At 41.8% G+C, this 24326-nt stretch carries 30 protein-coding genes and 1 tRNA gene; 5 read left to right on the top strand and 26 right to left on the bottom strand.

Translation table 11 applies throughout. The features are described 5' to 3' along the window. Positions 1–13: 13 nt before the first annotated feature. From RsY01_RS04640 to RsY01_RS04620, 5 genes are all read left to right on the top strand, one after another. Positions 14–1072, top strand: coding sequence for an ATP-binding cassette domain-containing protein (locus RsY01_RS04640; RefSeq protein ID WP_094784387.1), 1059 nt, complete (start codon positions 14–16; stop codon positions 1070–1072). Next, the gene (locus RsY01_RS04635; RefSeq protein WP_094784386.1) at positions 1072–1779 is read left to right on the top strand and encodes an energy-coupling factor transporter transmembrane component T family protein; all 708 of its coding nucleotides are present in this window, start codon (positions 1072–1074) and stop codon (positions 1777–1779) included. Before RsY01_RS04640 ends, RsY01_RS04635 begins: the two co-directional genes overlap by 1 nt. Before the next feature lie 60 nt (positions 1780–1839). Next, positions 1840–2835 (top strand): Gfo/Idh/MocA family protein, encoded by a 996-nt coding sequence (locus tag RsY01_RS04630; RefSeq protein WP_094784385.1) that lies wholly within the window; start codon positions 1840–1842, stop codon positions 2833–2835. Beyond that, a complete protein-coding gene (locus tag RsY01_RS04625; RefSeq protein WP_238594948.1) occupies positions 2801–3910 on the top strand; it encodes a DEAD/DEAH box helicase in 1110 nt (369 codons plus the stop codon). Before RsY01_RS04630 ends, RsY01_RS04625 begins: the two co-directional genes overlap by 35 nt. A 32-nt stretch (positions 3911–3942) precedes the next feature. Beyond that, a tRNA-Arg gene (locus RsY01_RS04620) sits at positions 3943–4014 on the top strand. Between the two features lie 146 nt (positions 4015–4160). Here the strand turns inward: RsY01_RS04620 and RsY01_RS04615 are convergent. The 26 genes from RsY01_RS04615 to RsY01_RS04495 all read right to left on the bottom strand — a co-directional run bounded on the left by RsY01_RS04615 (position 4161) and on the right by RsY01_RS04495 (position 24296). Then, positions 4161–4340, bottom strand: coding sequence for a ribbon-helix-helix protein, CopG family (locus RsY01_RS04615; protein WP_094784384.1), 180 nt, complete (start codon positions 4338–4340; stop codon positions 4161–4163). After that, entirely contained in the window at positions 4337–4477 is a 141-nt protein-coding gene (locus RsY01_RS10885) for a hypothetical protein (protein WP_157905777.1), read from the bottom strand. Before RsY01_RS10885 ends, RsY01_RS04615 begins: the two co-directional genes overlap by 4 nt. A 346-nt stretch (positions 4478–4823) precedes the next feature. Next, complete coding sequence (locus tag RsY01_RS11040; RefSeq protein WP_193791315.1) at positions 4824–5666, bottom strand: peptidoglycan amidohydrolase family protein; 843 nt, start codon at positions 5664–5666, stop codon at positions 4824–4826. Beyond that, positions 5653–5850 (bottom strand): hypothetical protein, encoded by a 198-nt coding sequence (locus tag RsY01_RS04600; protein WP_094784383.1) that lies wholly within the window; start codon positions 5848–5850, stop codon positions 5653–5655. The genes RsY01_RS11040 and RsY01_RS04600 overlap by 14 nt, the downstream gene beginning before the upstream one ends. 87 nt (positions 5851–5937) lie before the next feature. Then, positions 5938–6150, bottom strand: coding sequence for a hypothetical protein (locus RsY01_RS04595; RefSeq protein ID WP_094784382.1), 213 nt, complete (start codon positions 6148–6150; stop codon positions 5938–5940). A 4-nt stretch (positions 6151–6154) separates the two neighbouring features. After that, positions 6155–6508, bottom strand: coding sequence for a hypothetical protein (locus RsY01_RS04590; RefSeq protein ID WP_094784381.1), 354 nt, complete (start codon positions 6506–6508; stop codon positions 6155–6157). Between the two features lie 32 nt (positions 6509–6540). Further along, a complete protein-coding gene (locus tag RsY01_RS04585; protein WP_094784380.1) occupies positions 6541–9384 on the bottom strand; it encodes a phage tail spike protein in 2844 nt (947 codons plus the stop codon). Then, positions 9384–10883, bottom strand: a complete 1500-nt coding sequence (locus RsY01_RS04580; protein ID WP_094784379.1) for a distal tail protein Dit — start codon at positions 10881–10883, stop codon at positions 9384–9386. The genes RsY01_RS04585 and RsY01_RS04580 overlap by 1 nt, the downstream gene beginning before the upstream one ends. Then, positions 10880–15160 carry a phage tail tape measure protein gene (locus RsY01_RS04575; protein WP_094784378.1) on the bottom strand — a complete coding sequence of 1427 codons (4281 nt, stop codon included), beginning with the start codon at positions 15158–15160 and terminating at the stop codon, positions 10880–10882. The genes RsY01_RS04580 and RsY01_RS04575 overlap by 4 nt, the downstream gene beginning before the upstream one ends. Positions 15161–15233: 73 nt before the next feature. After that, positions 15234–15491, bottom strand: coding sequence for a hypothetical protein (locus tag RsY01_RS04570; RefSeq protein WP_094784377.1), 258 nt, complete (start codon positions 15489–15491; stop codon positions 15234–15236). 67 nt (positions 15492–15558) lie between these two features. Next, complete coding sequence (locus RsY01_RS04565; protein WP_094784376.1) at positions 15559–15951, bottom strand: type II toxin-antitoxin system HicB family antitoxin; 393 nt, start codon at positions 15949–15951, stop codon at positions 15559–15561. A 31-nt stretch (positions 15952–15982) separates the two neighbouring features. Then, the gene (locus tag RsY01_RS04560) at positions 15983–16153 is read right to left on the bottom strand and encodes a type II toxin-antitoxin system HicA family toxin (protein WP_094783624.1); all 171 of its coding nucleotides are present in this window, start codon (positions 16151–16153) and stop codon (positions 15983–15985) included. A 308-nt stretch (positions 16154–16461) separates the two neighbouring features. After that, the gene (gene gpG / locus RsY01_RS04555; protein WP_094784375.1) at positions 16462–16758 is read right to left on the bottom strand and encodes a phage tail assembly chaperone G; all 297 of its coding nucleotides are present in this window, start codon (positions 16756–16758) and stop codon (positions 16462–16464) included. A 48-nt stretch (positions 16759–16806) separates the two neighbouring features. Beyond that, the gene (locus RsY01_RS04550) at positions 16807–17385 is read right to left on the bottom strand and encodes a major tail protein (protein ID WP_094784374.1); all 579 of its coding nucleotides are present in this window, start codon (positions 17383–17385) and stop codon (positions 16807–16809) included. Positions 17386–17394: 9 nt separating this feature from the next. Beyond that, the gene (locus tag RsY01_RS04545) at positions 17395–17775 is read right to left on the bottom strand and encodes a hypothetical protein (protein WP_094784373.1); all 381 of its coding nucleotides are present in this window, start codon (positions 17773–17775) and stop codon (positions 17395–17397) included. After that, positions 17772–18173, bottom strand: a complete 402-nt coding sequence (locus RsY01_RS04540) for a hypothetical protein (RefSeq protein ID WP_094784372.1) — start codon at positions 18171–18173, stop codon at positions 17772–17774. Before RsY01_RS04540 ends, RsY01_RS04545 begins: the two co-directional genes overlap by 4 nt. 1 nt (position 18174) lies before the next feature. After that, on the bottom strand, positions 18175–18555 hold the full coding sequence (locus RsY01_RS04535; protein WP_238594947.1) for a phage head-tail adapter protein: 381 nt from the start codon (positions 18553–18555) through the stop codon (positions 18175–18177). Further along, the gene (locus RsY01_RS04530) at positions 18518–18841 is read right to left on the bottom strand and encodes a hypothetical protein (protein ID WP_094784370.1); all 324 of its coding nucleotides are present in this window, start codon (positions 18839–18841) and stop codon (positions 18518–18520) included. The genes RsY01_RS04535 and RsY01_RS04530 overlap by 38 nt, the downstream gene beginning before the upstream one ends. A 10-nt stretch (positions 18842–18851) precedes the next feature. Beyond that, positions 18852–19055: a hypothetical protein gene (locus RsY01_RS04525; RefSeq protein WP_094784369.1), complete on the bottom strand. Its 204-nt coding sequence runs from the start codon at positions 19053–19055 to the stop codon at positions 18852–18854. 1 nt (position 19056) lies between these two features. Continuing rightward, positions 19057–20187: a phage major capsid protein gene (locus tag RsY01_RS04520; RefSeq protein WP_094784368.1), complete on the bottom strand. Its 1131-nt coding sequence runs from the start codon at positions 20185–20187 to the stop codon at positions 19057–19059. Between the two features lie 18 nt (positions 20188–20205). Then, positions 20206–20973 carry a head maturation protease, ClpP-related gene (locus tag RsY01_RS04515; protein ID WP_238594946.1) on the bottom strand — a complete coding sequence of 256 codons (768 nt, stop codon included), beginning with the start codon at positions 20971–20973 and terminating at the stop codon, positions 20206–20208. 87 nt (positions 20974–21060) lie between these two features. Beyond that, entirely contained in the window at positions 21061–21822 is a 762-nt protein-coding gene (locus RsY01_RS04510) for a phage antirepressor KilAC domain-containing protein (RefSeq protein ID WP_094784366.1), read from the bottom strand. Between the two features lie 60 nt (positions 21823–21882). Beyond that, positions 21883–22116 (bottom strand): hypothetical protein, encoded by a 234-nt coding sequence (locus RsY01_RS04505; protein WP_094784365.1) that lies wholly within the window; start codon positions 22114–22116, stop codon positions 21883–21885. A 13-nt stretch (positions 22117–22129) separates the two neighbouring features. Then, entirely contained in the window at positions 22130–22357 is a 228-nt protein-coding gene (locus RsY01_RS04500) for a hypothetical protein (protein WP_094784364.1), read from the bottom strand. Positions 22358–22480: 123 nt separating this feature from the next. Further along, positions 22481–22645 (bottom strand): ribbon-helix-helix domain-containing protein, encoded by a 165-nt coding sequence (locus RsY01_RS10815; protein WP_096761350.1) that lies wholly within the window; start codon positions 22643–22645, stop codon positions 22481–22483. 523 nt (positions 22646–23168) lie between these two features. Then, a complete protein-coding gene (locus tag RsY01_RS04495) occupies positions 23169–24296 on the bottom strand; it encodes a phage portal protein (RefSeq protein WP_094784363.1) in 1128 nt (375 codons plus the stop codon). Positions 24297–24326: the final 30 nt, after the last annotated feature.

Genomic DNA, 24326 nt, shown 5'->3' with positions numbered 1-24326 from the left:
AATAGATTGTATAATGAACACAAAGAACACTTTATTAGCATTAGAAGATGACCAGCTCGTCATCCAGACCGGCGACAAAATCTTGATTAAAGGCGCGATGGCTAGCGGTAAAACAAGATTACTCAAAAAAATAGCCGGCCAACTCCCCAAACATCAGTTTGACTTCCTTTTCCAAACTCTAGATGACAATTTCATATCTGGCACAGTAGCGGAAAATCTCGCCTTTAACTTAGAAAACAATGCCATTCCCTTGGGGCAAATGCGAGCAAGCGTTCAAGAGAGTGCTGAAACCTATCACTTGACAGATGACCTTGACACTGCTATTTCGGACTTGTCTCCCTACAAGAAACAAGTGCTGGCAATGGCGCAACTTCTCATCTATCCCACTGAGATTTTAGTCTTGGATGAGCCTTTATTTTTGCCTGAAGCTTTTGAGGGGACACTGATTGTGACGGGTGATTTTGAACCTGAACTGTTTGACCAAGTGATTGATTTATCTGAAACTGCGCTGGCTACAGTTGACCTTGACCTTAACCGTCAAATCAATCCCGACAAAGCTATTCTTTCCGTGACTGAGCTTGTGCCTCAAATGAGCTTCGCCATTTACGAGGGTGAAAAAGTCGCAATTTCAGCCCCTGCTGAGCTACCTATCGCTGATATGCTGGCGGGTTTTCGTCCAACATCAGGCGAGATTGATTTCTATTACGAAGATGTGACCCACCAATCTCTCGATAAACGTGGCAGAAAAATCGGCTATATCATGGCTAATCCTGACGATATGATTTTTGTTAAACGCGTCCGAGATGCTGGTATTTCTGATGAGCTACTCGCGCTCTGTCAGCTAACTGCTATCAAAAATGAGAGACTATCTCAGTTATCGCATCGTCAAAAACGTTTGTTCACAACTGCCTGTATTCTCATGCAAGCCACGCCAATCGTCATCATTGAGCAGCCAGAATTTGAAGGTTTCCCAGAAATCTTGACCTATCTTGATCAAAAAGGCGTGACACTCTTGCTCGTCACTGACCAAGAGCAATTCCTACCATTCATGGATAGACAGGAGGTCTTCTGATGGTGAAACCTTTAACCCCATTCAGTAAATTCATCATTTTTATCCTGACCATGGTGGCTGCACTTATTTCTAACGATACGCGATTTTTGGGTGTGCTGGCTTTGATTGCTCTGGCTTATTTTCTGAGTGCCAGACTTAAATTTGCCAAATGGCTTTGGTTTTTGATCATCTTACATCTTGTGATTATTTTTAGCCTTAATCCTGACTACGGTATCACACTTTATCACTACAATATCAGCTGGATTGCGGACTTTACACTTCAAGAAGCGCTTTATTTACTGACTATTTTTCTGAAAGATGTGATTATCCTGACTTTCTTGCAGATTTTTCTACTGACCAGTCAGCCTTTGGAAATCGCAGCCAGTCTCAATTATGTCGGTCTGCCTTACCGTATGGCTTACAAAATCGGTCGACTTTTCGGGCTTAGAAAACGATTTACAATTAATTATCTCAAACTTCGTGATGCCGCTGCTGCACAAAATCTAGTGTTTTCAAAGTTTGATGCTGTTCGATTTTTGCTGCAAGCAAAACACGAAGAAACACTAGCCAGCCGACATTTCGGCAAAAAACAAAAACGCACCTGGTATCAGATGCGCCCGATAAGCGAGCGGGATAAACGCGCCATGTGGCTTGCGGGATTTTCTGTTATAATAAGTATCATCTTGATTGTTGTGAATGGCGGTCGACTTTGGAATCCGTTTCGATGAGTTGATGGCTTTGTCAAATGGCTTGTAGCAAACTAATAAGCCTAATTTAGGGAGAAAACTATGAAATTAAAACTTGGTGTGATTGGAACTGGCTGGATTTCGCGTGCTTTTATTGATGCGGCCTTGTCAACGAAACGCTATCATTTTTCTGCGATTTATACGCGTAATTTAGCGAGTGGTGTGACCTTTACTGAGGATTTCCACCATGTGGATGTCTTTGAACATTTGACAGAATTTGTCGACTCAGAATTGGACGTGATTTATGTCGCTAGTCCCAATGCTTTGCATTTCGAGCAGGCCAAGGCAGCGATTTTAGCTGGTAAACACGTCATTGTCGAAAAACCTGCTTTTTCAAACCCAGCTGAACTGGCTGAAATTATCAAGCTTGCGGCGCAAGAAAAAGTCCTTTTCTTTGAAGCAGCGCGTAATTTGCATGAAAAATCTTTCGACATCATCAGAGAGTTCCTTGCTGACAAAATCATCGTCGGCGCTGATTTTACCTATGCTAAATATTCATCAAAAATGCCCGCCCTCTTAAACGGCGAGCTACCCAATAAATTCAACCCGAAATTTTCAGGTGGCTTGTTGGCTGATTTGGGGGTGTACTTACTTTATGCGGCGCATGCTTTTTTCGGCAAGCCAACGTATGCCCAGTACACAGCTGAATTACTGGAATCAGGCATCGATGTTTCTGGCGTCGGTGTGCTCTCCTATGACGGCTTTAAAGTCGCCCTTAAAACGGGTGGCAACTACAATTCATTTTTACCCAATGAAATCTATACGACGACTGGCACGCTTGTGCTTGATGCGGTCAATGCCATCCAGTCTGCGCATTTCGTCGAGTTGGATGGCACCACAACTGAACTACCGATTAAGGCATCTCAAGATAGCATGCAAGAAGAAGCGCTTGATTTTGCTCGAGTGATTGAAGCGCCCGATACCCCACAACATTTTGAAGACTATGAAAACTGGCTAAATCTGGCGATTAACGTTGCTGCCACAAGTTACGCCATGAGAGAAAGTGCAGGAATTAAATTTGACGCTGACAAAAAATGAGCTTCCTGAAGTCTGGACAGACGTATTAGCCTCTGTTTCTGATTTTACGGCGGTTCAACAACAATCCTTCGATGCCATTTCATCAGGACAAAACGTCCTTGCCACTAGCCCGACTGGGACAGGTAAAACCTTAGCCTATCTTTTGCCAAGTCTCCTCAAAGTAGAAAAAAAACAGGGGCAACAGCTCCTGATTCTAGCCCCTAATAGTGAGCTTGCCGGTCAAATTTTTGAAGTCGTTAAATCATTGGCAGCGCCTCTTAGCCTAACCGCTAATCTAATTATCTCCGGTGCTAGTCTTAAACGCCAAATTGAGCGGATCAAAAAAGGACCTGAGATTATCGTTGCGACCCCCGGTCGGGCCTTAGAGTTGGTTAAAGATAAAAAAATCAAGATGACTGCTATCAACACGATTATTCTCGATGAAGTTGATAACCTGCTCGAGGAGTCGCAGTGGCAGTTTGTCAAGCCGATTATCACGCGCACACCTAAGGACTACCAGTTCATCGCTTCTAGCGCGACGGCTCACGAAGTTTACGAGACCATGGCGAGTTTTGCGCCTAACTTGCTTGAGATTAATGTCGACAAAACGGACGCAACGGTTGACCATTTCATGGTCAAAGTCGAAAATCGGAAGAAAATTGACCTCCTCCGACAAATCGCCCACATGCCTAATATGCGTGGTTTGGTCTTCTTTAACCGTTTGGAAGACCTCGGCAATGCCGAAGAAAAACTGACTTTCCAACATATCGCAGCGGTTTCTATCGCCAGTGACGTCAATGGGCGTTTCCGTAAAACAATTATCGAGAAATTCAAAAATGGCGAGATTACACTCCTACTTGCAACAGATATTGCCGCGCGCGGTCTTGACATTGATGACCTCGACTATGTGATTAACTTTGATATTCCGGTCAATCTCGAAAGTTACACTCACCGGACGGGGCGGACGGGGCGCATGGGCAAATCAGGCACCGTCGTCAACATCGTCGGCAACTCCTTCGATGAAAAAAATGTCAAAAAATATCAAAAACAACCTGAAAAAATCCTCAAAGCAGGTGAATTTATCAATATAAAATGATATAATGTCAAATGGCGATGCGCCATTTATCCGTCCCTCTAGTATAACGGATATTACGGGCCCCTCCTAAGGGTTTGATGCTGGTTCGATTCCGGCGGGGGACATACACACACCGAAATAGGCGATAATACGTAATCAAAACCCCTTATTATAAAAGGGTTTTCACGTTTTACCCGAAATAGAAAATAATACTTTGTAAAAATATTTGGCACAAATTTGGCACAAGCATTTTATCACGCGCAATAGCTACCTATTTTTTATCACTAATTAACGACAAGACAAATTCCCTAAGTATCTTTGATTTTGTCTTTCCTTTTTCCGCAGCATATTCATCAAATTTTTTAGCCTCATCCTCTGAAAGCCTAAAAATAATATTTTTGCTTGGTTTATCAGATAGACTTGGCCTACCCATTTTTTTCTGCTCCTTCATTTGACTAACCACCAAATAATTAAACCTATAGCTAAAGCCCCGACGATAAATTGAACTTTTTCTTTCCCAGTTGTTTTACTGATTGTAAAAGTTCGCTTGCCATCTTTTGATTTTTTTTCATATAATTTCTTTGTCATAATATTTACACCTCGTTTAGAAAATGGTACACTTAAACCAAGGTAGGTGCTTTCACTCACCGCCTTGATTCAAGTTTGAGCTTACCGCTCGATTTTTACTGTCAGTTTAAGCCATAACAGGTTTATTGTAATTTCTACCGTTAGCTTAGCTGACTTTTTTCGTACTCTTTTTCTCAACTCCTTTTCCTTTCTATTTTCCTATCAGGTTAAGCCTTTCTTTCCTAACCCTATATCTATATTTTACACTTTTGCATTGCAAAAGTCAATAGAAAAATCAATATTTTTTCCAACAAATTGCAAACTAAAAAACCTTGTAGACTAGCGTCTACAAGGTTTTTTTAGAGTATTATTTTTTAACAATCTCAATTGCTTCAATTCGTTTTGATTGACCGGTTGTGCCAGCTTGCTGACCACTCTCGACCCAGCCAGTCCATCCAATTCCTTGGACGTGCACGCGGTACTTGATATTACCATACAGCTTAATCGCTTCAAGGCGTTTTGAACTGCCTGCCGTTCCGATAATCTCGCCAGACTTACGCCGTCCAGTCCATCCTAGTTTCTCGACATGACCCTCGCCCTCAACGCCAGCAGGCACGACAAATGCTTCAAGTCGCAAGCTCTTACCAGTTGTGCCAATCGTTTGCGTGTAGTTCTTCCAGCCGACGCCTTGGACGTGGGCAGATGTTCCGATATACGTAGCTGGTTGTGGTTTAGGCGGTGCTGGTGTCATACTTTTAACCCGCCAAACCTCGATATACATTGGTTTTTGGACGCTATAGTAGTAGTTCCAATCATGTTCAGATACTGCTGTTCCTGCTTGACCACCTGTCCAATAATCGACAGAAATGAATACCGACGCATCTTTCATGAGTCCGACATGGCCACCTGCACCACTACTGTATGCCATGCTAGGCCCCCAGCTCATCAAGACGACATCGCCACGCTGCGCATCCCAGGATTCATTCGCGGAAATGCGAGTATAGCCATTTTGGCTCAAGTAGCTAGCAAGCGTGACTGTGCTGTAAAGATAGGCATATTGACTACCGCCAGAATCTTTGATCGCTTGCGTGGTAGATCCCGAGCAATCCGCCGTTCCGTCTGTGCCATTTCGGCTGCCGTACATGGAGTAGGTAAGTTTACCTTTGCGATTATCAAACCATGACACTGCTAAATTGTTATTTGCTGTCATCTAACACCTCCTCGATCGTTTCGTCGATTTCTTGTATGGGTAAAGTTTCAGCTGTATATTCGCCACCATCAATCAACTCTTTATTGATAAAAGCCACCGCCGTCCTTTTCTTTGCCTGGTTAGTTGCATCTGTCAAGCTATCACTGTTTTCGATAGCTTTTTTAGCAAGGTCTTTCAAGTTCATTTTCAATCTCCTTTTTTTAATAAACTTGCGATTGATCTAGTCGCAAGTAGAGTGAACGTGAGTGTCGTTGTGATAAGTACAATGACCTCAATCATCCGACAAATCTTTCCAGTCGACTTTTCCATCATCGTTTTTGTCATAGATATTTTTTGCGACAATCGTGGCCAGTCCAAGTGCAGCAGTTAGCGCAGCCACAATGGTCGTTGCTTTTTCAAATTCCAGCGAACTCAGGAAGGTGATCAAGATTGGCAATCCGCCAAGCACCAGATTTTTAAGCGCATCATAAGTTTTATTTTTCACTATCTCACCTCCCTTCATTTTTGTTAGGTAAAGCGACAACCTTATTATAAAGCGTTTCGCCGGTTCCATTACCGCCTAAAGACTTATAAGCATTAAAAAGATAATTTAAGTCATCTAAATCGTCAATCGAGATATATCCAGCTTCCAAAAACTCGCCGCAATTTGTGTAAATCTTGTTGTGTAATATCGCCAACTGCGAATCTTTGAGCATCAAAAACGAGCTTTTTAGTAACTCTTTTTCTTGTTGTCTCTTATCCTGTTGTCTCAGCAACGCTTTAGTTAGCGACCTGATAGAACCAAAAAAACTGATGCCAAATACAGCGAGCATGACCGAGTTGACCTCTGCCAATTTATCCATAAACTCCAAAATATTTTTTCCTCTTTCTAATCTTAGTATTCCACTGTGATCCTATGAACAAAAATGTTACTCCTATTTGTATCATCAGCTACATTCCAATCATTCTGGCCACCTGATACAAATCTCGTTTGTCCAAAACGAAACTGAGAACCTTGAACCGCACCAGTACATAGTAATTCAACTTCCCATAACCTAAACCTCCCTGACGATGTCACATTAAACTCGGGTACGACGGTTTGAGCTGAGTACTTCCACTTTGGATCAAAGTTGGACTGAGAATTACTGATATCCATCACGACATGTTGTGTCTTATTGTAGCAAAGCAAATCTAAGTGCAGATATTTAGCGTTTGTCAAATCACCAAGCTGTTTCAACGTTGCTTCAGTATTAGACATCGCCGTATATTTGCCGTTGAAAATTTCATTGAATACAGGTATTCTCGGCCTATCATTTCTAGGCGTTCGTATATCAGAAGTTCCTACGGTTGCTCCACCGATTAATATTGTTGATGACTCTATAACCACTGGTCCTATTGAGCTTATATACACACTGCTTCTTCCTGATAATGACGTTTCTGAGTAAGAACTAAGATCTAATTTATCTTTCGCATATATAGAAAATGTACTGTCATAGCCGTACCCTCTAACAGTTCCCGTATAGACATCATATAGATGATCATCAATAGATGTATACTGTTTGGAATATATATACTCGCTATTCATATCAGTTATGATATCTTTGAAACTGGCTCCAACTAATCTATCTGGATAACCTGCAAGACCGTCATCAATTTGTCTTTGAAGATTCATGGCGTACGAATCTATGTTTCCTCCATTTGTAGACTGACCTTCTATATAATCAGGGAATGTAGAAGTTACTACAGAGTTTAATGTGGTATTTTCATCTATTGATTCCGCAGTAAATCGCATAGTTCTCAGCTCACCATTATAGAGATAGATGGCATTTATACTACCGCTATATTTTTCACCATCATAATTTCTATTTGCGAAATAGTTCCAACTTAAATAGCTCCCGCCCGTAATGGTGCCAAGATTTGGCGATATGGCTGATAAGTTATTAGCATTCAGATTTTCGACATATAATTCCCATATCACCCAATCATCGCCATTCCATTTTTTAATCAGCTGTACTTCTGATGACACATCTTGCCAGAGTTGCCCGATTTCTGGTGCTTCTGGCGGTGTATCACTCAATAATATGCCACTTGTACCATCCCCACCTTTGAGTACTGGCGTGGTGACCTCGCCATCTTTACCGGTTATGGTTAAGCTCGTGTCAGGATTTACTGTGATGGTCGGACTCTCACCATCAACACCATCATCACCTTTGAGTACTGGCGTGGTAACCTCGCCATCTTTATCAGTTATAGTTAAGCTCGTGTCAGGATTTACTGTGATGGTCGGACTCTCGCCATCAACACCATCCGACACATCAATAATTGTGACCTCATCAAATGCCACCACATTACCATTAATCACTGCAGACCAGCGAACAACAGCTTTACTGTCGATATCATCTGCCGTGATCTCGTGCTGCTCGCCATCGCCTGAAATACTAGCGCCATCGATTGTCCATTCGTACTTTTCGGGTGCTATCTCTTTGCTACCCTTGTAAAGTCTAGCGGTCAAAGTAGTCGTCCCGGCAGAGTTCTTGAATGTCAGACCATTTGTCGTTAAGGTGACAGCTTTGTAAGGTGCATTCTCCTCGGCCAGCTGTTGCATTTTCGCAATCAATTCAGCTGATATTTGAGACTGCAGGGCTTTGTAATTACCAAACGTCGCAGCTTCCACCGTCGCATCGTCAAAACTAATGACCTGCTCTAACACCCGAGCCGACAATATCAGCTGCGTTGTGTAGCCATCATCAACAATCTTGACCGTGTCGCCGATATTTGCGCCGGTCCGACCTTCTACCTCATAATTGATAGCAGGCACGCTGTGCTCTTCGAGGTACGTTTTTGCTCGATTAAATAATTCACTTTGAGAAATCTTATCGTGGCTAAAATTATAGACGATATAACCACCGCCGTTGACATTGTTCCCCCGATTGCCAAAACGTGCATTAGCTTGCGGTGCTTTGATAAAGTTTTCGCCTTTGGTATGGAAAAATTTCACCTCACCACGCGCATCTAATTCCTGCCAATTCGCCAAATTCGCAATCGTTGTGACTTTATCGTTATCATCTTTTGACGTCGGGCATACTGCCGTGCAAATTTCGCTAATATCAGTCGTCCGCTTAATCGTCCGAACATTCTTGCCATAGCGCAGTTCGATATCTTCCCGAACTTCGCCGACTTTTTTCTTGATATGCACCAAACGTTTTTTGATAGAAAAGTCCGAATTGAGTTGCACCTCATAATCAAGTTCAGCATTATCAAACTGTGTCGCTACTGATTGTAAAAACGCACGATGGCTCATTTCGCTATCCCACGAAAGTTTGCGAGTCAAGTTTGAAATCTCATTGGCACCAATCTCATAACCTGTATCGTGCATGATGCGATCAAAATACCAACTAAACGGACGCGCCACATCTGCATAAAATGGTGGTGTTATTTCAAGGTTTAGGTCAAGATTTAGGCTGATGGCTGAGATGGCCATTGTCTTATCACGTTCAGCTTCATCGATTTGCGTGATGTAAAGCAAATTATCTCGATTATTATACTCAAAGGCAATCCAGTAGCCGACCCGAAACATTCCGGAATCTGTGTGTAATTTAGATGTTTCAAAATCCAAAAAGTCGGCTGAGCCAATCAAAAATCGATGAAACTTAGACTTCCTAAAATGGATGGCGTCGGGTAAATCGTTGTCCATGATAGCGACTGGCGAGAAATTTTCATCCAAAATATGAAATTGCATTATAAGTTAGCCTCCTTAAATTCTATTTTGTAGGTTGGCGGTTCAGCGCACCAATCCGAGCATTGAAAGTAGATCGTTGTTTCCCCTGGCGGAACGGAAAACAAGTTAGAACCATCTGCTTTTTCAGTCAACTTTGGCATGCCATTGACGTAGACTTTGCTATCTGCTCCGGTCATTTTGACAATATCTCCATCGCTAAATCTGTTAGGGACGTCACGCCACTTATCAACTTTTAGTTTTCGGATTTGTAACTTTTGAATGGCGTTATGTGTCACATAATTATCGCCTGTACGCTTATCATAGTTGGCAAGTACCATCGAGACTTTCGTCACTTGCTTGTCTGCAAGATAAGGCACGATAACGCTTGGATATTGCCCCCAATAGTGAAATTGGATTTTAGCTCCCTCTTTCAGAAAGTCCATAGCCCCTCTTGACTGATTGAAAGGGTTCTCTGTGTCCAAGTGAGATGATTTAAAAGTAAAATCATATTTTGGTAAATTTTTGATGCCCGTCCCATCATTGTATGAAGCTCTACAGACTGCGCTGTTTCCGTTTTTATCAGTTTTCAACACAAGCCAGCGGGCGATGATTTCATTACCCGACCAAAAAATAATGTCCTGCACAGCCGTTTGTCCCATTTTTCCAGCCCAGAAAAAGGTATCCCACCAAGCGTAAAAGTTCTTCGCACCAATCGCTCCTTCACTGTCCGCTGGTAAAGTGTAAATCTTTCCGCCGCCGTTGAAAAGTCCTTTATTACCGCCAGTTGTTGCTAGGCGCAAGCCTGATTGCCCAGCAGACCCAGAAACGCCAAGCGTACCCGATAAATCAAACCGTGCATCTGGTGTGTAAGTGCCCGACCAGTTCGACCATCCAGCTCCATTGAAGGCAGTTGTATCCAAAAACGTTTCAGTTTGTTGATAATCTACGCCATCCGTTTCCTCTTTATTCCCAATTCCCGTGATAGCATAATCCGTGTACATCCCGACATAACCGTTTTCGGCATTCATCGTTGCCGTCATCGTGATAGGTGCATCCACACTCCCCTCATTGACTACAGTTACGCTATAACGACCATCAGCGCCTTGTGTTGCTGTGTAGGGGCCTTTTATCTCATCGGGGTGACTTAGGCCATCAGGTACGATAAAATTTAAAGTACCTACTACCGACTTGTTCTCCAACTCCCGATACATCGCAGCATCGCCATCTAGTTTTGCCAAATAGTATTCGTTCGGAAAATCGCTAAAGACAAGTTTTTGGGCTCCTTGATTGATCGCCTGCGAAATGACATCATCAATTTCCCTTACTGAACGATTATTCGAGAATATCTTCAGCTCAATCATCTTTTCTTCGTATCGACTACTCAGGATTTCAACACCATTAGCAAGCTGTGATGTCGTGTTTGTAATGCGCTTGTTATTTCTACCGATTGGATAACTCGTCAAATCGAAATAATCTGACAGCATCAAATCGCCAAATTTTATTTTAAAGTCACTGCTCATAATCCACCTCCTACTAGGCCATGTCTTTTTTGTTTTTTGCTATTAATGACATCTAAAATCTCTCCAACTTTTCCACCATCCATATAGACATCCATATTTTTACCTAACATCCGCAGCATCACTTGAATCATATCGTCTAATTTCTGCAATACCTCTTTATTATCGACATTGACATTTAGGCTTGTCTCAGACTGACTTGTCACACTTTCCACACGCGCCATATCTCTAAAAATTTGCGCATTAGCCGGTATTTTTTGCGGGCCAACACCTTTAGCATATTTTGGAATCAGTGGCGCTGTTTTTCGCGCCGTCAAAACTTTTGAGCCACGAGGCAAATCAAGCAGCACATTGCGCCCTTCTGGAACGAAAGATTGACCGTTTGGTAACGTGATCATCTCTTTATACAGACCGCCCTTTTGGTCATTGACCATGGCCACCCCGCCATTATGGTAATTAGTCCCTCTTTCTAGCTTAATTCCGCCTGATAAAAAATTAAGGACAATATTTTTTTCTGCAGGAAGGTTATTTGACAAATTTCTATTCGCGTCTGCGATCCCTACTCCAGTATTATCAGTAGCAAGTAGCGACACTGGTCCTCTCGTAAGAGAGTCTATCGTGCCTTGCGCCGCATCTTTTCCACCACGTGCCAAGTTATCAGAAAACAACCCAACTGTTTTACCAAATAACGAATTAACAGTACCCTGTGCCTCGCCCTTACCCTGCCCCGCAAGGTTAGTGGCAAACAACCCAACTGTTTTACCAAATAACGAGTTAACGGTACCTTGTGCCGCATCCTTTTCAGGCTTTGTTTTGTTAGCAGCACTCAAGTCAACTTTCTTGCCATACATTGAGTTAACGGTACCTTGTGCCGCATCTTTTTCAGGCTTTGTTTTGTTACTTGCTGTCAAGTCGACTTGTAGGCCTGTCAGAGAATTGATGGTATTTTGCGCATCTAATACATTCGGTTTCGTCGCATTTTTAGCTCTCAATTCTTGTTCTTTAGTTGACAGCTTATTCCAATCATTGATTTCCTTTGTGGCCGTATCAGACTTTTCCATGAAATCTTTGTTGTTAGCAAGCATTTTTTTGATTGAGTCTGGCATAGCCGTCCACGTCGCAAGCATCTCCTTAGAATCATAGATAGCTTTCATGCCTGCTTCGTTTTTAAAAATTAAATCCTTTTCTTCTGGTTTTAATTTTTCCCACTGCCCGTTAGCGATCATGGCTTTGGCAATAGTTTCTCTAGCGTTCGTGTCGAGATTTGCGTTTTTGAGAATGAATTGCATCTGATTCCAGCCACCCTCTGCTTGTATGGCTTTGGAAATTTCATCATTTGCATTTTGTTTCAATTCACCAGTTTTAGAGTCAAAAATTAAAGCATTCCATTGATCGCTTGCAGCTTTACCATCTGCTGACATGTCTGAACTATACTGAGCAATCATGCCGCTCGATGCGCTTACGGCTTTTCCAGCTTCGTTTGACTTAGCGATGATCCTATCGTACATCCCGTCACCGTACTTGTTGAGGGTGTCACGAGTTTTTTGCCAAATACCAGTCGCAGTCTTATCAATTCCACTTGCTTGCATCGCTCTATCTAATGCGTTCATCGATGCTAGGTATTTAGTGCCATACGATTCCATCACAGCATTATGCTGGTCACGCGCAACAGCAGCCTTGGCATCATATTCAGCTTGTGTCAGCATTTTTGAGTCAAGCGCCGTTTTCAAATCATCTTTTTCTTTTTTATAAGCACTATTTTCTTTACTCATCAACGTTTCGAGATGTTTTGTAGCACTCTCTAGCTGAGTCCTGTTAAGCTGAGAGATATCACCATTTAACGCCACCATAACATTTTTCTTTTCAGAGCTTGACAGCTTCATCAAGTTCAACTGTGCGTCAATCATCTCTTTTTGATTATTGACGACAATCTCTTTTTCTGCTGCCGTCAACTGAGACGAGTCATTATTATGCTTTTGATAGATCGCGATAACCTGGTCCGACATGATTTCAGCATTCTTAACATACTGCGCATTCGCCTCTTTCCCCTTAGCGATTTGCTCATCGGTTAATCCAAGACGACCAGCAGCCTTCTCAATCCTCGTATCCGCTTCCTGAGCAGCTGTTTTAATGTTATTATACATATCCGCAAAAGCTTGACCGACTTTTTCTGCGGTTGTTGCTCCTGCCTCAAACTTATCAATCGCATCCTTTGTATTGTCAACTTTACCTTTAAAGTTCGTCAGCTCATTATCTGCAGTCGTTGATAGCTTACTTCCCCATTTTTCCGTCTCCCGACGCGCCTCATCTTGTTTTTGAGATAAGTAAACCAAGCCCCCAGCAAGTAAAGCAGTGCCACCGACCGCAAGCGTGATTGGATTTGTCAAAAAAGGAATAGCTTTTGCAAGTAAACCCGTCTTAGTTGTCGTCCCTGCAAGAGCACTCTCCGCAGCACTCGCACCACTTGCCATGCCAGTTAATTCTTTGGTTAGCGACCTCGTCATCGATGCAGCCTTGATAGCTGTATTCATCTTACCAATGCCAGTGACAAGTAGACCGATTTTACTGATAGTACCACCAATAACATTAAGTAATGGATACGCTATTGCGGTTGCCAAACCTGCACCAACAATTAGATTTTGCGTACCAGAATCTAACCGACTAAACTTGTCGATCATATCATTAGCAAATTTTAACAATGGATTTAATGCGGGCAATAATTTTTGACCGACATTGATTTGTAAAACCTCAAGACTCGCCTTGAATTTATCAACACCATTTTTGCTAGACTTGCTAAGCTCATCAGCTAAGTTTTTAGTATAGCCTGTTGCCCCGCGTGTTTCTTTTGATAAATTTTTGATAGCATCGCCACCTTTATCAATTAAAACTGACATCGCCGTAAATGATTCCGTTCCAACCATCGTTTTAATGATACCGTTGAAATCTTGTGCGCTATGACCAGATGCAATCCATTCTTTCTTCATACCTTGCAATGATACAATCTGATCAGCGAATGAAAGTTTTTCAAACGCCTTTTTAATCCCACCGTATGCGGAGGTTATACCATCCTCTGCATCCTTGATTTGTTTTTTCGTGCCACCAAGATTGATGACTTCCGTATAACGATCTTTCGCTCTTTGAATAATAGGAATTGATTCTTCCCACGCTTTAGCTAAAGGTTGTGCCCCTTTACCTGCAACATCCATCAGGTTAGAAAATTGCTCCACCGCTTTTTTAGTCGATACTTGTGACAATTTCAACATACTTGATCTAAGAGCAGTACCCGCCGCAGTTCCTAGAATCCCGTTATCAGATAAGATACCAATGGCCGCAGCTGTATCCTCTAAAGTGTTTCCTGTTGTCTTTGCAACCGGACCAACATACTTCATCGCTTCGCCCAGATCAGAAAATCCAGATGAGGTTTTATTGGCAACAAAAGTAAGCGTATCTGTCACACGCCCGGTATCTTTTGCCTTTAGCCCAAATTGCTGCAAGATACTTGATGCCGAATCCATAACAGTTCCAAAATCATCACCACTGGCCTTGCTCGCATCTAACAACGCAGGCATAGCGTCAATCGTCTGGTTCATATCAAACCCTTTTTTGATCAACTCCTCCATCCCGTGATTAATCTCAGTGGTACTGAGACCATATTGTTTTGCCCAACCTTTGGACTTTTCTCCCATTTCTCTTGTCGCTTTAGTCAGTCCCTCTGCTGTCGGTATCGTATCAGCAAGAAGAGATTTGATTGTGTTCATCTGCCCTTCAAAATCAAGCGCTTTTTTGGTAGATAATACAAAACCAGCCGTCAAAGCAGTGCTGATTGGTTTCATTTTATCCCCAGCATCCGCTATTTTGTTTCCGATTTTTTGTGTTACATCACCAACTTTTTCTATGCCACCTGTATACCAATGTTCGGCAGCAAGTTGCTTGGTTGTGGTTTTTATCTGAGCTTCAAAAGAGGCCATCTTTGTATTAGCGACCTGAATTTTATTGGCAAGGTTTTCGTACTTTGCAGTACCCGGCTCAGCATTTTTAAAATCTGCCTTCAAAGTTTCTAAAACTTTTGACTGAGATTTGATAGCATTGCTAAGTGATTTCTGTTTTGCTGAAAGACCGTCGCTACTTTTTCCGGTCAATTTCATGACATTATCTAGTGCTTTTACTTCATTTACAAAATATTTCGTTGCTCGATTTGCAGCTGATAGACTATCGCCAAAACTCGAACTGTCAAGTCCAAGTTTGACAACCATACTTCCTAATGGATCATGCGCTCCCATATTTACCTCCGAAATTTATTCTAATTTCAGTGTAAAACAAAAAAGCCCTAAAAATAGGACTTTTTTAAAACAATTAAAAATCAAATACATTGTACGTATCATAGGTTTTAATTAGACTCATAATAGCCAATTTTAAAAGAACGTATAATAAAGCCGCGATAATCACCCAAATAATAATTGGTAGGCCTGGAATAATTAGCAAAACACCCAAAACCATACTTGGTATCAAATTACTATACTCAGAAAAAAGTCTGACAGTGATAATAATAAACGTCAAAACTAGAGCAATCATCACTAAAACCCTAAGCCAAGCAGCTTGTTTTTTAGACATCACTTACCTCCTTACTCCTTCCTTGTAGTTTCAAAATATATCGTTATACTTCTTTGTTTAATGATAATTAAACCAAGTGAAGTTTATCTCTGATAGCATCCGCAAGCGTTTGAGAGAAGTTCAAGCCCTCGTTAATGCCTGCATCATTGAGATATGAAGGAATAGATAAGGTTTTTTTGACAGGCGTTTTATCCAGCTCTCGTTTATAGCTATCAGGGTCAATATCAACCAAAGTAACAACATCAGAATCCTCAGCTTCAAAGCTGACTTGTCCCGCCTCAGGCAATGGATGATCTAACGAAAATGTACCGATATAATCTCTTGCCATCACGATAGCATCAGCTAGACTGACACCTTGTGTATAGCCATCAAGATCAGGAATATAGGCGAGATATTTATAATCAGATTTTTCTTGGTCATCAAAAGTGATGACCGTTGGGAATGCGATTAAATGAGACATCAAAAGACCTCCTTTCAGGTCATGGGCTACTTTATAGCCCGTTGCGTTTGAGTATGGCTTTTGCGAGCCGTTCGTTAATTTCTGGGTGGCGTGGGATTTGTTCTTCCCTTTCGCCATTAGTCCAAACATCATGGTTGCCACCGTGGCGTTTGAGCCACCAACCACCTTTTTTAAACTTTTTTTCTACATCTCTTTTCTTCATACTCTGCCTTTCCCTTATCTATATTAATAGTATATCACGTATTTATCACGTGGTCAACTAAAAACACGTAAAAAATGCGTATCAATATAAAAAACATCACATTTCTGTGACATTCCTTTATAACGTATTAACAAAATCAGCCAAATCCACAACTTTTTCACGCGCATCGGTATCAACTTCACTATCAGCGCCCAAAACTTTCAGCAAGCTATGCCAATCTGATTCCATCAGCTCATTTATCGAAAGTTGCTGAGAGGTCATAAGAGATTTGAAAAACGATAAAATTTTCTTTTTAGCTTCGCCAGCCGTTATTTGTCCTTTGGGTCATCGTCGTCACCACCGCCCAAAATCGCCATTGTGACCTCTTGCACGACGATTGGCAACTCTTTTGTACTCAGACCATCATATAAGTCGTCAACCGTCAAATCATCAAATAAGGACACGATAAACGCAATCCGTTTATCCAGCACCTCGCTTGGTTTGGTGCTCTCGTTATCGATTGATTCTTCCAGCTCCAAATACTCCAAATATTTGCGTGCAGGAATAAACGGGCACGTCTTAACAACCGTTTCGCCACCCTTTTTAAGTCTAATTTCTAAAGCCATTTTCTCTCCTGAAATAATCAAGACACCTTCGAAAGTGTCCTGACTTGATTATGCACCAGCAACAATGTGTAGTTGTGCTTTAAGTGTTTCGATTTTTTCCGATTCAGTTCCGACATACTTAGCAAAATACATGCCTTGTGTCGCTGCATCATCAGATGCCATTGCTGAGAATGTCATATTTTCAGATGGCAACTCCTCAGCTTTTTCACTGGCTTGTTTGCCCTCGAACTCATCTAATGACAGAACACCACGGAAAAAGCCTAAGTAAGCACCTCCGCCAGCTGTTGAAATCCCCTCAAACAATAACGACACTTCAGGTGCCTCTGTATCCGTACCGATATAAGTCACGCCATCCACTGTTGTATAGCCCAACAGTTTAGCTTTAACATCTTCCGGGATATCCAATGCCTTGATTTCCGCCTTAACATCTCCAACGCCCATGCGCGAAATGTGGTAAGCGACACCACTTCCCCATGTTTTCACAGGATCTGATGCTAAACCTGTAATCTTAACCTCTTGTAAAGCTCCGCTATTTGCAGCGCCTTTTAGTTCAAAAGTATTCGTATCTGACGGCGTAGCACCGTCTAAGATGCGCACTGTCACTTTATTTACATTGATAATTGTCATATCTTCTCCTTAATAATTTTCGTCATACAATGGACTTCTGCCCGTATATCGCCTAGCATCTACATATCGCTTCGTTTCACTGAAATACTCATCAAGTCCGCCAGCTTCTTGATAAAAACCTAGTTTTCGCATCACGATTTCAGTCTGTTTCGCTAAATTCTTGGTTAGCATTCGATCACTTGTCTCGATATTGAGCTGATAACTAAACCGCTTCGCTAACGGTTTACCACTACCAAATATCACTTGTTCAGGTGGTCCCATCGGCACAATGACAAGACTAGGCGCATCATCAGCCAAAGCCTCAGGACGCTCGAAAGACTTAATCGTTATATCCGCAAGTTCTGGGGCATCAGATAAAGCCATCCAGACCTCTGTTAGCATATCACTCATTTTATCAATTCCTCTAGTTTATCTTTTAATTTATCCATATAGGTCGCCTCTGTTGTATAAACAAAAGCTCGCATGACACCGAAACCTCTTTGTTTGACAAATTCCCCAGCCTTGAGATGATTAAAACCGAACTCATTAAGATGAACTACTTGCCAACGTCCACCAGACCATCCGATTTTCACCGATGGTATCCCACCACTTCTACTAACACGACTGGATACAATCAATTCGGGATCAACAAACGCCTGCGCAACAGACTGCAAATCTTTCGCTTGCTCCGCACCAATTTCTTTCAGCGCTTTATTTACCACTCGACTGACACGTTGGTCACTGAATTTTGCCTCTATTTTTTTCATCAACTCATCCATGCCGACAATCGTTGCGCCTGTATATGCCATCTCAATCCCCCTTCAACAAAATCGTGATAAACTCATTTTGCGTCAAGTCCGGACGAATATCCGCAATATCCCAAAAAATATCTGCAAACCTAGCATCGCGCACCTTGACGCGGTGTTTATTGCCAGGACGATAATCTGCCATCGGCTCACGTATCTTAATCGTCAGCGACCGTTTAGGGCTAACTGAGCTATTTTTCAATATCTCAATATCTTTGCTTGATGGCGCATAACACTCTGCAAACGCCTCATATTTGACGCTCATGACATTTTCACGCGCATCCAGTCCATTTGCCACACCACAAGCATAAAACGTTACAGGCGTCCTTAACGTGCCATTGTGCGTCTTATTCTTGCCCTGTTTCTGGCTTGTTATCATCGGCATCACCCTCCAGACCATACTGCACATAAAGCATATTGATTTCCTCGTGGTAATTGCCCACAAATTCATCCAAGGCATCATTATACTCGTATCTAGCACGATCAAAGATGAGACTGACAAGTGTCGGGTCATCTAAGTCACGCGCCCCAGTCAAGCGAATCAGTGTTGTGGCGCTAGATGTCAACATCTGCCTTAAATTCTTATCCTCAGCATTCGATCCGATACGCATTCTTAGCTTAAATGCACTAAGTTTGTTATCGACCCACGTTTTTATTTCTTCTAGCGTCATAGCCTACCCCTTATTTTTTAGCAGCTGATTTTTTGCCATTTTTCTTCGGCACATCGTCTTTTTCGGCTACACCCTCGCCAAACTTTTCAACGAAATCTGGCAAGGCTGCATTGAGTTCGGAAAAGCGCTCTTCAGTTACCTCAAACACCTCGCCAACATGGCGTGTGCGATTGACCGAAAAATCAACAAAATCAGTTAAAACCTTAATTTCCATCTCATGCTCCTTGCGCGACCAATGTCGCAATCACAGCCACATTATTATCTTTCGGTTTACCGAAATAGTAAGCCTTAGCCGTGTAAAGGTTCAAGTCATCCAGCGCCAACGTCTGGTCAAATTCCTTAATCTCTGTGCCACCTCCGACATAAGCATCATAACGTTTCGCCACAAAGATAACCGCCGTCCCTGCAGTAACCGCAACAGACTGCATCACTTGGATGCCAAACGGTAAGGTAAAGGTGTAAACCCCATTAACATTAAGCGCTGTAAACTTCGCTTCCAGTGCATAATAGTCCGATGGATTGACCAGCATGATGACTGACCCGCCGATTGCCACTGACTTCCCTTTTTCAGAGATAGAAAGTGTTGACATCGCAGGTTGTAACAAAGTAGGCGCATTTTGAGGATTCAAAGTCGTCAAATTAAGTGTTGCTGTTTTAGGATTAAACGTCGTCACGCCATTTGACGTTGTGCCATTGTTCAGGTTACGTGTCAATCCAATCGGTTTTTTGTTACCATCACCATTGACAACCGCCGCCTCAAGCGCAACTGCGAATGCCTCACCGATTTGTGCGATGACAAATTGCTTAATCCAGCTTGCGCCAAATTGTAGAGCATCTTTAGGAATGACCACAAACGCCGTCAGCTTGCTTTGTGAGAAATCTTCCTCAGTGAATACCGCATCCAGCTGATTTTTAATGTCAGTAAAGACATTGTCCCAACCCGCAGCACCAGATGTTTCAGCCACGAGCGCTTTTAAGCGCAAGCCAGCATTTTTGAAGTTAATCGCACCTAGCAATGGATGTTCAGAAACCAAGTCTTCAAATACTTCGTTGACCGTTTCTTCCGGCAAAAGAAGCGGATTTTTAGTGCCAACGTTTTTGGCAATGTCATTGAAAAACTTGATTTCAGTTGCCGTCATGCCCTTGTTAGCATGTTGACTGGCAAACATGCCTTCAAGCGTTTCTTTGTTTGAGTTCGTCAACGTCTCCGTCAAATCACTGCCCAGAGTTTGCATGGCCTCAGCATACAGAGCATTTTGCGTCGCTTTGTCCGCATCATTTGCCATTGATTCCGTAAATTTAGCGACCGCCGCCTGGTAGTTAGGTAAAGTGTTAAAAATAGTCATTTTGACCTCCGTTAAAATTTATAAAAAGACAAAGCGTGCCAAATCATTGACCTGCTTTGGTTTTTCCGTCGTTTTGTCCTCAAGCGCTTTTTCCACAGCCTGATTGACAAGTTTAGCAAGTTTCTCGCCATCAATTTTGATTTTGTCCGCTTCAGCAGCAGTCTGATTTTGTTTATCAGCCATCATCGCCTTAAAGGCTTCGATTTTATCCTTGCTAACGATATGCCCAGCACTTGCAACCATTTGCATCGGCTCGCTGTTAATAAACAGCACCTCATCCGCAAAACCATGCTCAACCGCCTTATCAGCCGTCATCCAAGTTTCAGCATTCATCAAAGCCAACACTTCATCGACCGTCTTACCAGACTTCTCAGCATAAACCTTGGCTAGGCTCTCGCTCGTTGCAAATAAAATCTGACTGGCATGGTCAAACTCCCGATAATCGCCATAATCGACCATGGCCGCATTGTGGATCATCATCTGACCCAATGGGCTAATCTTAACCACGTCACCAGCCATTGCCACAACGCTTGCGATACTTGCAGCAATGCCACTGACGACTACCTCAACTTTTCCGTCGTATTCTTTCAACGCCGTAAAAATTTCACTGCCCGCAAAGACAGACCCACCACCTGAATTGATAGACACCTGAATGTCTTGACCTCCAGCTTGTGCCAAAAAATCTTTAACTTTTTTAGGACTCACATAAGGGTCATCAAACCAATCATAAAACCAAGCATCGCTATCATCAATTACCGCACCATTAAATAAAAACTTCAACATCATTCCTCACCTCCTCTCAATCGCTCTATAAATTCAGTATAAACAAAAAAAGTCCAAAAAAGCGGACTTTTCAAGTTATGATTTTTTTCTCTAGCTCGCCTGTCCATCACGTTCCACCATGGGTAAAATCTCTTTTGATTTCAACAACTCATAGATAAACAGCATGCCTTGCTGTGTCCATTTAGTATGAGGGTGCAACTGTGCCACATCATCAGGCGCAAAATTTGTCTTGGTATACCCCTTATCAGCGTATTTCTGATAAAGTAACCAAACATTACCTTGTTTGAAGATAATGCCGTACTCATGCAATAGTTTATTCAACCAAACCGCACTTTTCCCGTATTGTTTAGCGATGATTGATACAGACACCAGCCCTTTGGTTTGTAGTACATAGTCATAATAACTCGCTTTAGGTTGCAACTCATTAACACGTTGCTCCGCAATCAATTTCTGCTCTGATAACTGATTATTCTCAAGCTGTAAAGTTTCAAGCTTGCGTTCTAAAATCTGACGACTACGAAGTAAAATCATTTCTTCGCTATTCCAAGCCCTCTCAACTTGAATAAAATACAGTCTGGCTTGCCTACCTCTCTCGTTACGCTGTATCATTGAGATTTCTTTTGCCATATCTATCTTCATAGCGTGGTCTACCTGCGTTTGCCGACCACCATTTGAGTTAGGGACAAAAATGTCCGCGACCACATAATCTATATTTTCACTAAAGCCATAATCAGCCATACGACCAAACCATTTTGCATACGGAGTTTCAATCCCTAAAAATTCATGTAATTCCCGACCGCTGACAAGTTGTTCATCATTTTCATTCGTTGTAATTTTGATTAAATCATTCATCACGTTCATCCTCCATAACACCATTGTAAAGAATTTTTAAAGCAAAAATAGGACTTCTCATCACGCTATATCTTCGTACAGTTCAGCAGTCCTAACGATTGCCTGATAAACCTCTGAAAAGCCAATATTTGAATCTCTAGCTAAATCTGAAATGTCATAGATACTAAAATCTTTGTTGTCATCAAGTATCCAGCCTTTGATAACCTGAGCAACATCTAAAATTATTGTCAACTCAGACAACTCAATCCCAAGCAAAATTGCCAAAACTTCTTTTTCTTTTCTAGTTATTTTCATAACGCCACCTCAATCACAGACAACGTCTGTCAAGTAAACTTATCGTCTTATTTTGGGCGCTTTCAGCCTCAGTATTCGTCGGTGGCACGTTCAGTTCTTCTAACATAGCGTTATAATCAGATTCAAGCTTCTCAACCGTATAGATTGCATATTTCAAAGCTGACAGCGTTTGACTAAATATACCTTTATCAAACCGAGACATGCTCGTCTCAGTTTGAGGGATAGTAAGTTTTTTAGACATAATAAAAATCCTTTCATTGAGCCACGAAAAGATTTGTGCTATAATTATGCTATAGCAATCTTTCGAGGTTGTTCAGTGGACAGCATTATCTGACGGACGCCAATCAGAAAGGTAATGCTGTTTTTATTTTTTCCATTCTTTTTCAAGTTTTTCAAGACCACGGCGAACCGTTTCAGCTTTACTCACTTTTTCAATTTCCGAATACTTCTTCAAAAATTTATCAGTTTTTTCATCCAATCTTATTGTCGTTGGCACGCCTTTAGGATTGCTAGACGGTGGACGACCCATTTTTTTCTTTTCGTTTATGTTAATTTCACAACTATCTGTAAAATCATATAAACAAACGCCAAAATTAGAAACGCTAAAATTAATATTTTAGTGACCGTCGCTTGATTTTCAAGCCACTTATTAAATTTGTTCATTTTTATATTTTGTGCTAAAATCAAAGTATAGAAAAGCAAGGACTGGGCTTTCCAACCCTCGCCTCTCTAACTCTAAGAAAGTTTCTTAACAATATCTATTATCAAGTTGATTAGTGTTGCTATTGCTACTAGCAAGCCAACTATTTTGATAAGTAGGTCAAGTTTAGAAGCTTTTTTCTTATTTCTCCTTGACTTCATCACGATAGCCCTTTCCGTTGGTCTTAGTATCAGGTCAAGCCTTTCTTTCTCAACCCTATATCTATATTATACTAAACCGAATACATAAAGTCAAGCATAAACTAAAACTTTTTCTAAAATATTTTTAAGCCAATAAAAAACCTTGCAAATAAGCTATTTGCAAGGTTTTTCCATATGGAGGATGTCCCCCCTCATGGCGAGGCTGAACCCTCTTTTTTCCCATCTTCAAACTCATAATTTTTCGTAATCAGGAAGCGATCACCACCCTCAACTGCCGAACGTCCCAACTCCTCACGCACCTCATTGCGAGTGACTGCACCTGACGAAATCAGCTTATCAATGCTACTAGACAGCTCAAACATATCCCGCCGTCGCACGCCTAGCATTTTAAGCGTATATCCAGCGATAAGCTCGCTTTTCGAGTAAGCGATATGATTCAGTCCATCAATCAACTTGCTAGCAATCGGCTCAATCACAGTCTCAATGAAAGTCTCATAATTCTTTTGATTGTCCGCAACATCGCCATATATCAAGCCGTTCGGAATGCCAAGGATGTTCGCTACGTCATCGATGTAGAATTTCTTGGTTTTGCTAATATCATCAATGCTGCTATTTTTTCCAGTGCCTTGCTTAGTCGAAACCTCCTCATAGTCCTTCTCGTGTTTCCTAGGGATAAGCACTACAGGCGACTTCTTGATTTCTTCGACAATGTTTTCACGCAGCCGTTTTTGGCTCTTGCGTTCTTCCTCATCTAGTTTTGTGTTTGACACACTCCATAGCGCACGAACCTGACCACTGCGAATCTGTGCGCCAACACTCGCCCCCATGATACTTGCATAGTCCGACCACAGACTGTCAAAGAAAGTATCAAGCGCCTTGTTTTCGTTTTTTAGATAAACAACTTCATCCGTTGAAAATACTCTAGATAAAGTCTTAGACCTAACAGATACGCTTGAGTATGTATCGCCCGCAAGTGATTCATTTTTGACAAACGCATCAGCGATATAAAGACCCCTCTGATAAGTGATAATTAGTAATTCACTATCTCTCATCAACTTCGACACAGCTTGTGCCCAAAATTCAGCAGCTGTCTGATTAGGATTGGGACGACTATTCAGTAAATAGTAATCCTCGTCAAAAACAGACTTTTGATTTTTGTCTTTTTTGATAAAAGTCGCCTTAGCAAAAGTCCGAGCGACATAATTCACACACGTATCAAGCGCAATGTTTTTCATCGTCGCCTGAGCAGTGGCACTTGCCATCACAAATTCAAAACTAGACCGCTCCTTGCGCCCCAAAATGGCATCTAAAACCCCCATAGCACCCCTTTCTTCATGTTGTATAAATCC

Source organism: Pseudolactococcus reticulitermitis (assembly GCF_002260845.1).
Classification (GTDB): domain Bacteria; phylum Bacillota; class Bacilli; order Lactobacillales; family Streptococcaceae; genus Pseudolactococcus; species Pseudolactococcus reticulitermitis.
The sequence above is the reverse complement of the archived record's forward strand: the minus strand, read 5'-3'. Positions and strand labels throughout refer to the sequence as shown.

What these genes read in the sequence shown, in the direction of transcription:
- RsY01_RS04640 (WP_094784387.1), top strand. Translation starts at nt 14, where the DNA reads ATGAACACAAAGAACACTTTATTAGCATTAGAAGATGACCAGCTCGTC.
- RsY01_RS04635 (WP_094784386.1), top strand. Translation starts at nt 1,072, where the DNA reads ATGGTGAAACCTTTAACCCCATTCAGTAAATTCATCATTTTTATCCTG.
- RsY01_RS04630 (WP_094784385.1), top strand. Translation starts at nt 1,840, where the DNA reads ATGAAATTAAAACTTGGTGTGATTGGAACTGGCTGGATTTCGCGTGCT.
- RsY01_RS04615 (WP_094784384.1), bottom strand. Translation starts at nt 4,340, where the DNA reads ATGAAGGAGCAGAAAAAAATGGGTAGGCCAAGTCTATCTGATAAACCA.
- RsY01_RS10885 (WP_157905777.1), bottom strand. Translation starts at nt 4,477, where the DNA reads ATGACAAAGAAATTATATGAAAAAAAATCAAAAGATGGCAAGCGAACT.
- RsY01_RS11040 (WP_193791315.1), bottom strand. Translation starts at nt 5,666, where the DNA reads ATGACAGCAAATAACAATTTAGCAGTGTCATGGTTTGATAATCGCAAA.
- RsY01_RS04600 (WP_094784383.1), bottom strand. Translation starts at nt 5,850, where the DNA reads ATGAACTTGAAAGACCTTGCTAAAAAAGCTATCGAAAACAGTGATAGC.
- RsY01_RS04590 (WP_094784381.1), bottom strand. Translation starts at nt 6,508, where the DNA reads ATGGATAAATTGGCAGAGGTCAACTCGGTCATGCTCGCTGTATTTGGC.
- RsY01_RS04585 (WP_094784380.1), bottom strand. Translation starts at nt 9,384, where the DNA reads ATGCAATTTCATATTTTGGATGAAAATTTCTCGCCAGTCGCTATCATG.
- RsY01_RS04580 (WP_094784379.1), bottom strand. Translation starts at nt 10,883, where the DNA reads ATGAGCAGTGACTTTAAAATAAAATTTGGCGATTTGATGCTGTCAGAT.
- RsY01_RS04575 (WP_094784378.1), bottom strand. Translation starts at nt 15,160, where the DNA reads ATGGGAGCGCATGATCCATTAGGAAGTATGGTTGTCAAACTTGGACTT.
- RsY01_RS04570 (WP_094784377.1), bottom strand. Translation starts at nt 15,491, where the DNA reads ATGTCTAAAAAACAAGCTGCTTGGCTTAGGGTTTTAGTGATGATTGCT.
- RsY01_RS04565 (WP_094784376.1), bottom strand. Translation starts at nt 15,951, where the DNA reads ATGTCTCATTTAATCGCATTCCCAACGGTCATCACTTTTGATGACCAA.
- RsY01_RS04560 (WP_094783624.1), bottom strand. Translation starts at nt 16,153, where the DNA reads ATGAAGAAAAGAGATGTAGAAAAAAAGTTTAAAAAAGGTGGTTGGTGG.
- gpG (WP_094784375.1), bottom strand. Translation starts at nt 16,758, where the DNA reads ATGGCTTTAGAAATTAGACTTAAAAAGGGTGGCGAAACGGTTGTTAAG.
- RsY01_RS04550 (WP_094784374.1), bottom strand. Translation starts at nt 17,385, where the DNA reads ATGACAATTATCAATGTAAATAAAGTGACAGTGCGCATCTTAGACGGT.
- RsY01_RS04545 (WP_094784373.1), bottom strand. Translation starts at nt 17,775, where the DNA reads ATGAGTGATATGCTAACAGAGGTCTGGATGGCTTTATCTGATGCCCCA.
- RsY01_RS04540 (WP_094784372.1), bottom strand. Translation starts at nt 18,173, where the DNA reads ATGGCATATACAGGCGCAACGATTGTCGGCATGGATGAGTTGATGAAA.
- RsY01_RS04535 (WP_238594947.1), bottom strand. Translation starts at nt 18,555, where the DNA reads ATGCCGATGATAACAAGCCAGAAACAGGGCAAGAATAAGACGCACAAT.
- RsY01_RS04530 (WP_094784370.1), bottom strand. Translation starts at nt 18,841, where the DNA reads ATGACGCTAGAAGAAATAAAAACGTGGGTCGATAACAAACTTAGTGCA.
- RsY01_RS04525 (WP_094784369.1), bottom strand. Translation starts at nt 19,055, where the DNA reads ATGGAAATTAAGGTTTTAACTGATTTTGTTGATTTTTCGGTCAATCGC.
- RsY01_RS04520 (WP_094784368.1), bottom strand. Translation starts at nt 20,187, where the DNA reads ATGACTATTTTTAACACTTTACCTAACTACCAGGCGGCGGTCGCTAAA.
- RsY01_RS04515 (WP_238594946.1), bottom strand. Translation starts at nt 20,973, where the DNA reads ATGATGTTGAAGTTTTTATTTAATGGTGCGGTAATTGATGATAGCGAT.
- RsY01_RS04510 (WP_094784366.1), bottom strand. Translation starts at nt 21,822, where the DNA reads ATGAATGATTTAATCAAAATTACAACGAATGAAAATGATGAACAACTT.
- RsY01_RS04505 (WP_094784365.1), bottom strand. Translation starts at nt 22,116, where the DNA reads ATGAAAATAACTAGAAAAGAAAAAGAAGTTTTGGCAATTTTGCTTGGG.
- RsY01_RS04500 (WP_094784364.1), bottom strand. Translation starts at nt 22,357, where the DNA reads ATGTCTAAAAAACTTACTATCCCTCAAACTGAGACGAGCATGTCTCGG.
- RsY01_RS10815 (WP_096761350.1), bottom strand. Translation starts at nt 22,645, where the DNA reads ATGGGTCGTCCACCGTCTAGCAATCCTAAAGGCGTGCCAACGACAATA.
- RsY01_RS04495 (WP_094784363.1), bottom strand. Translation starts at nt 24,296, where the DNA reads ATGGGGGTTTTAGATGCCATTTTGGGGCGCAAGGAGCGGTCTAGTTTT.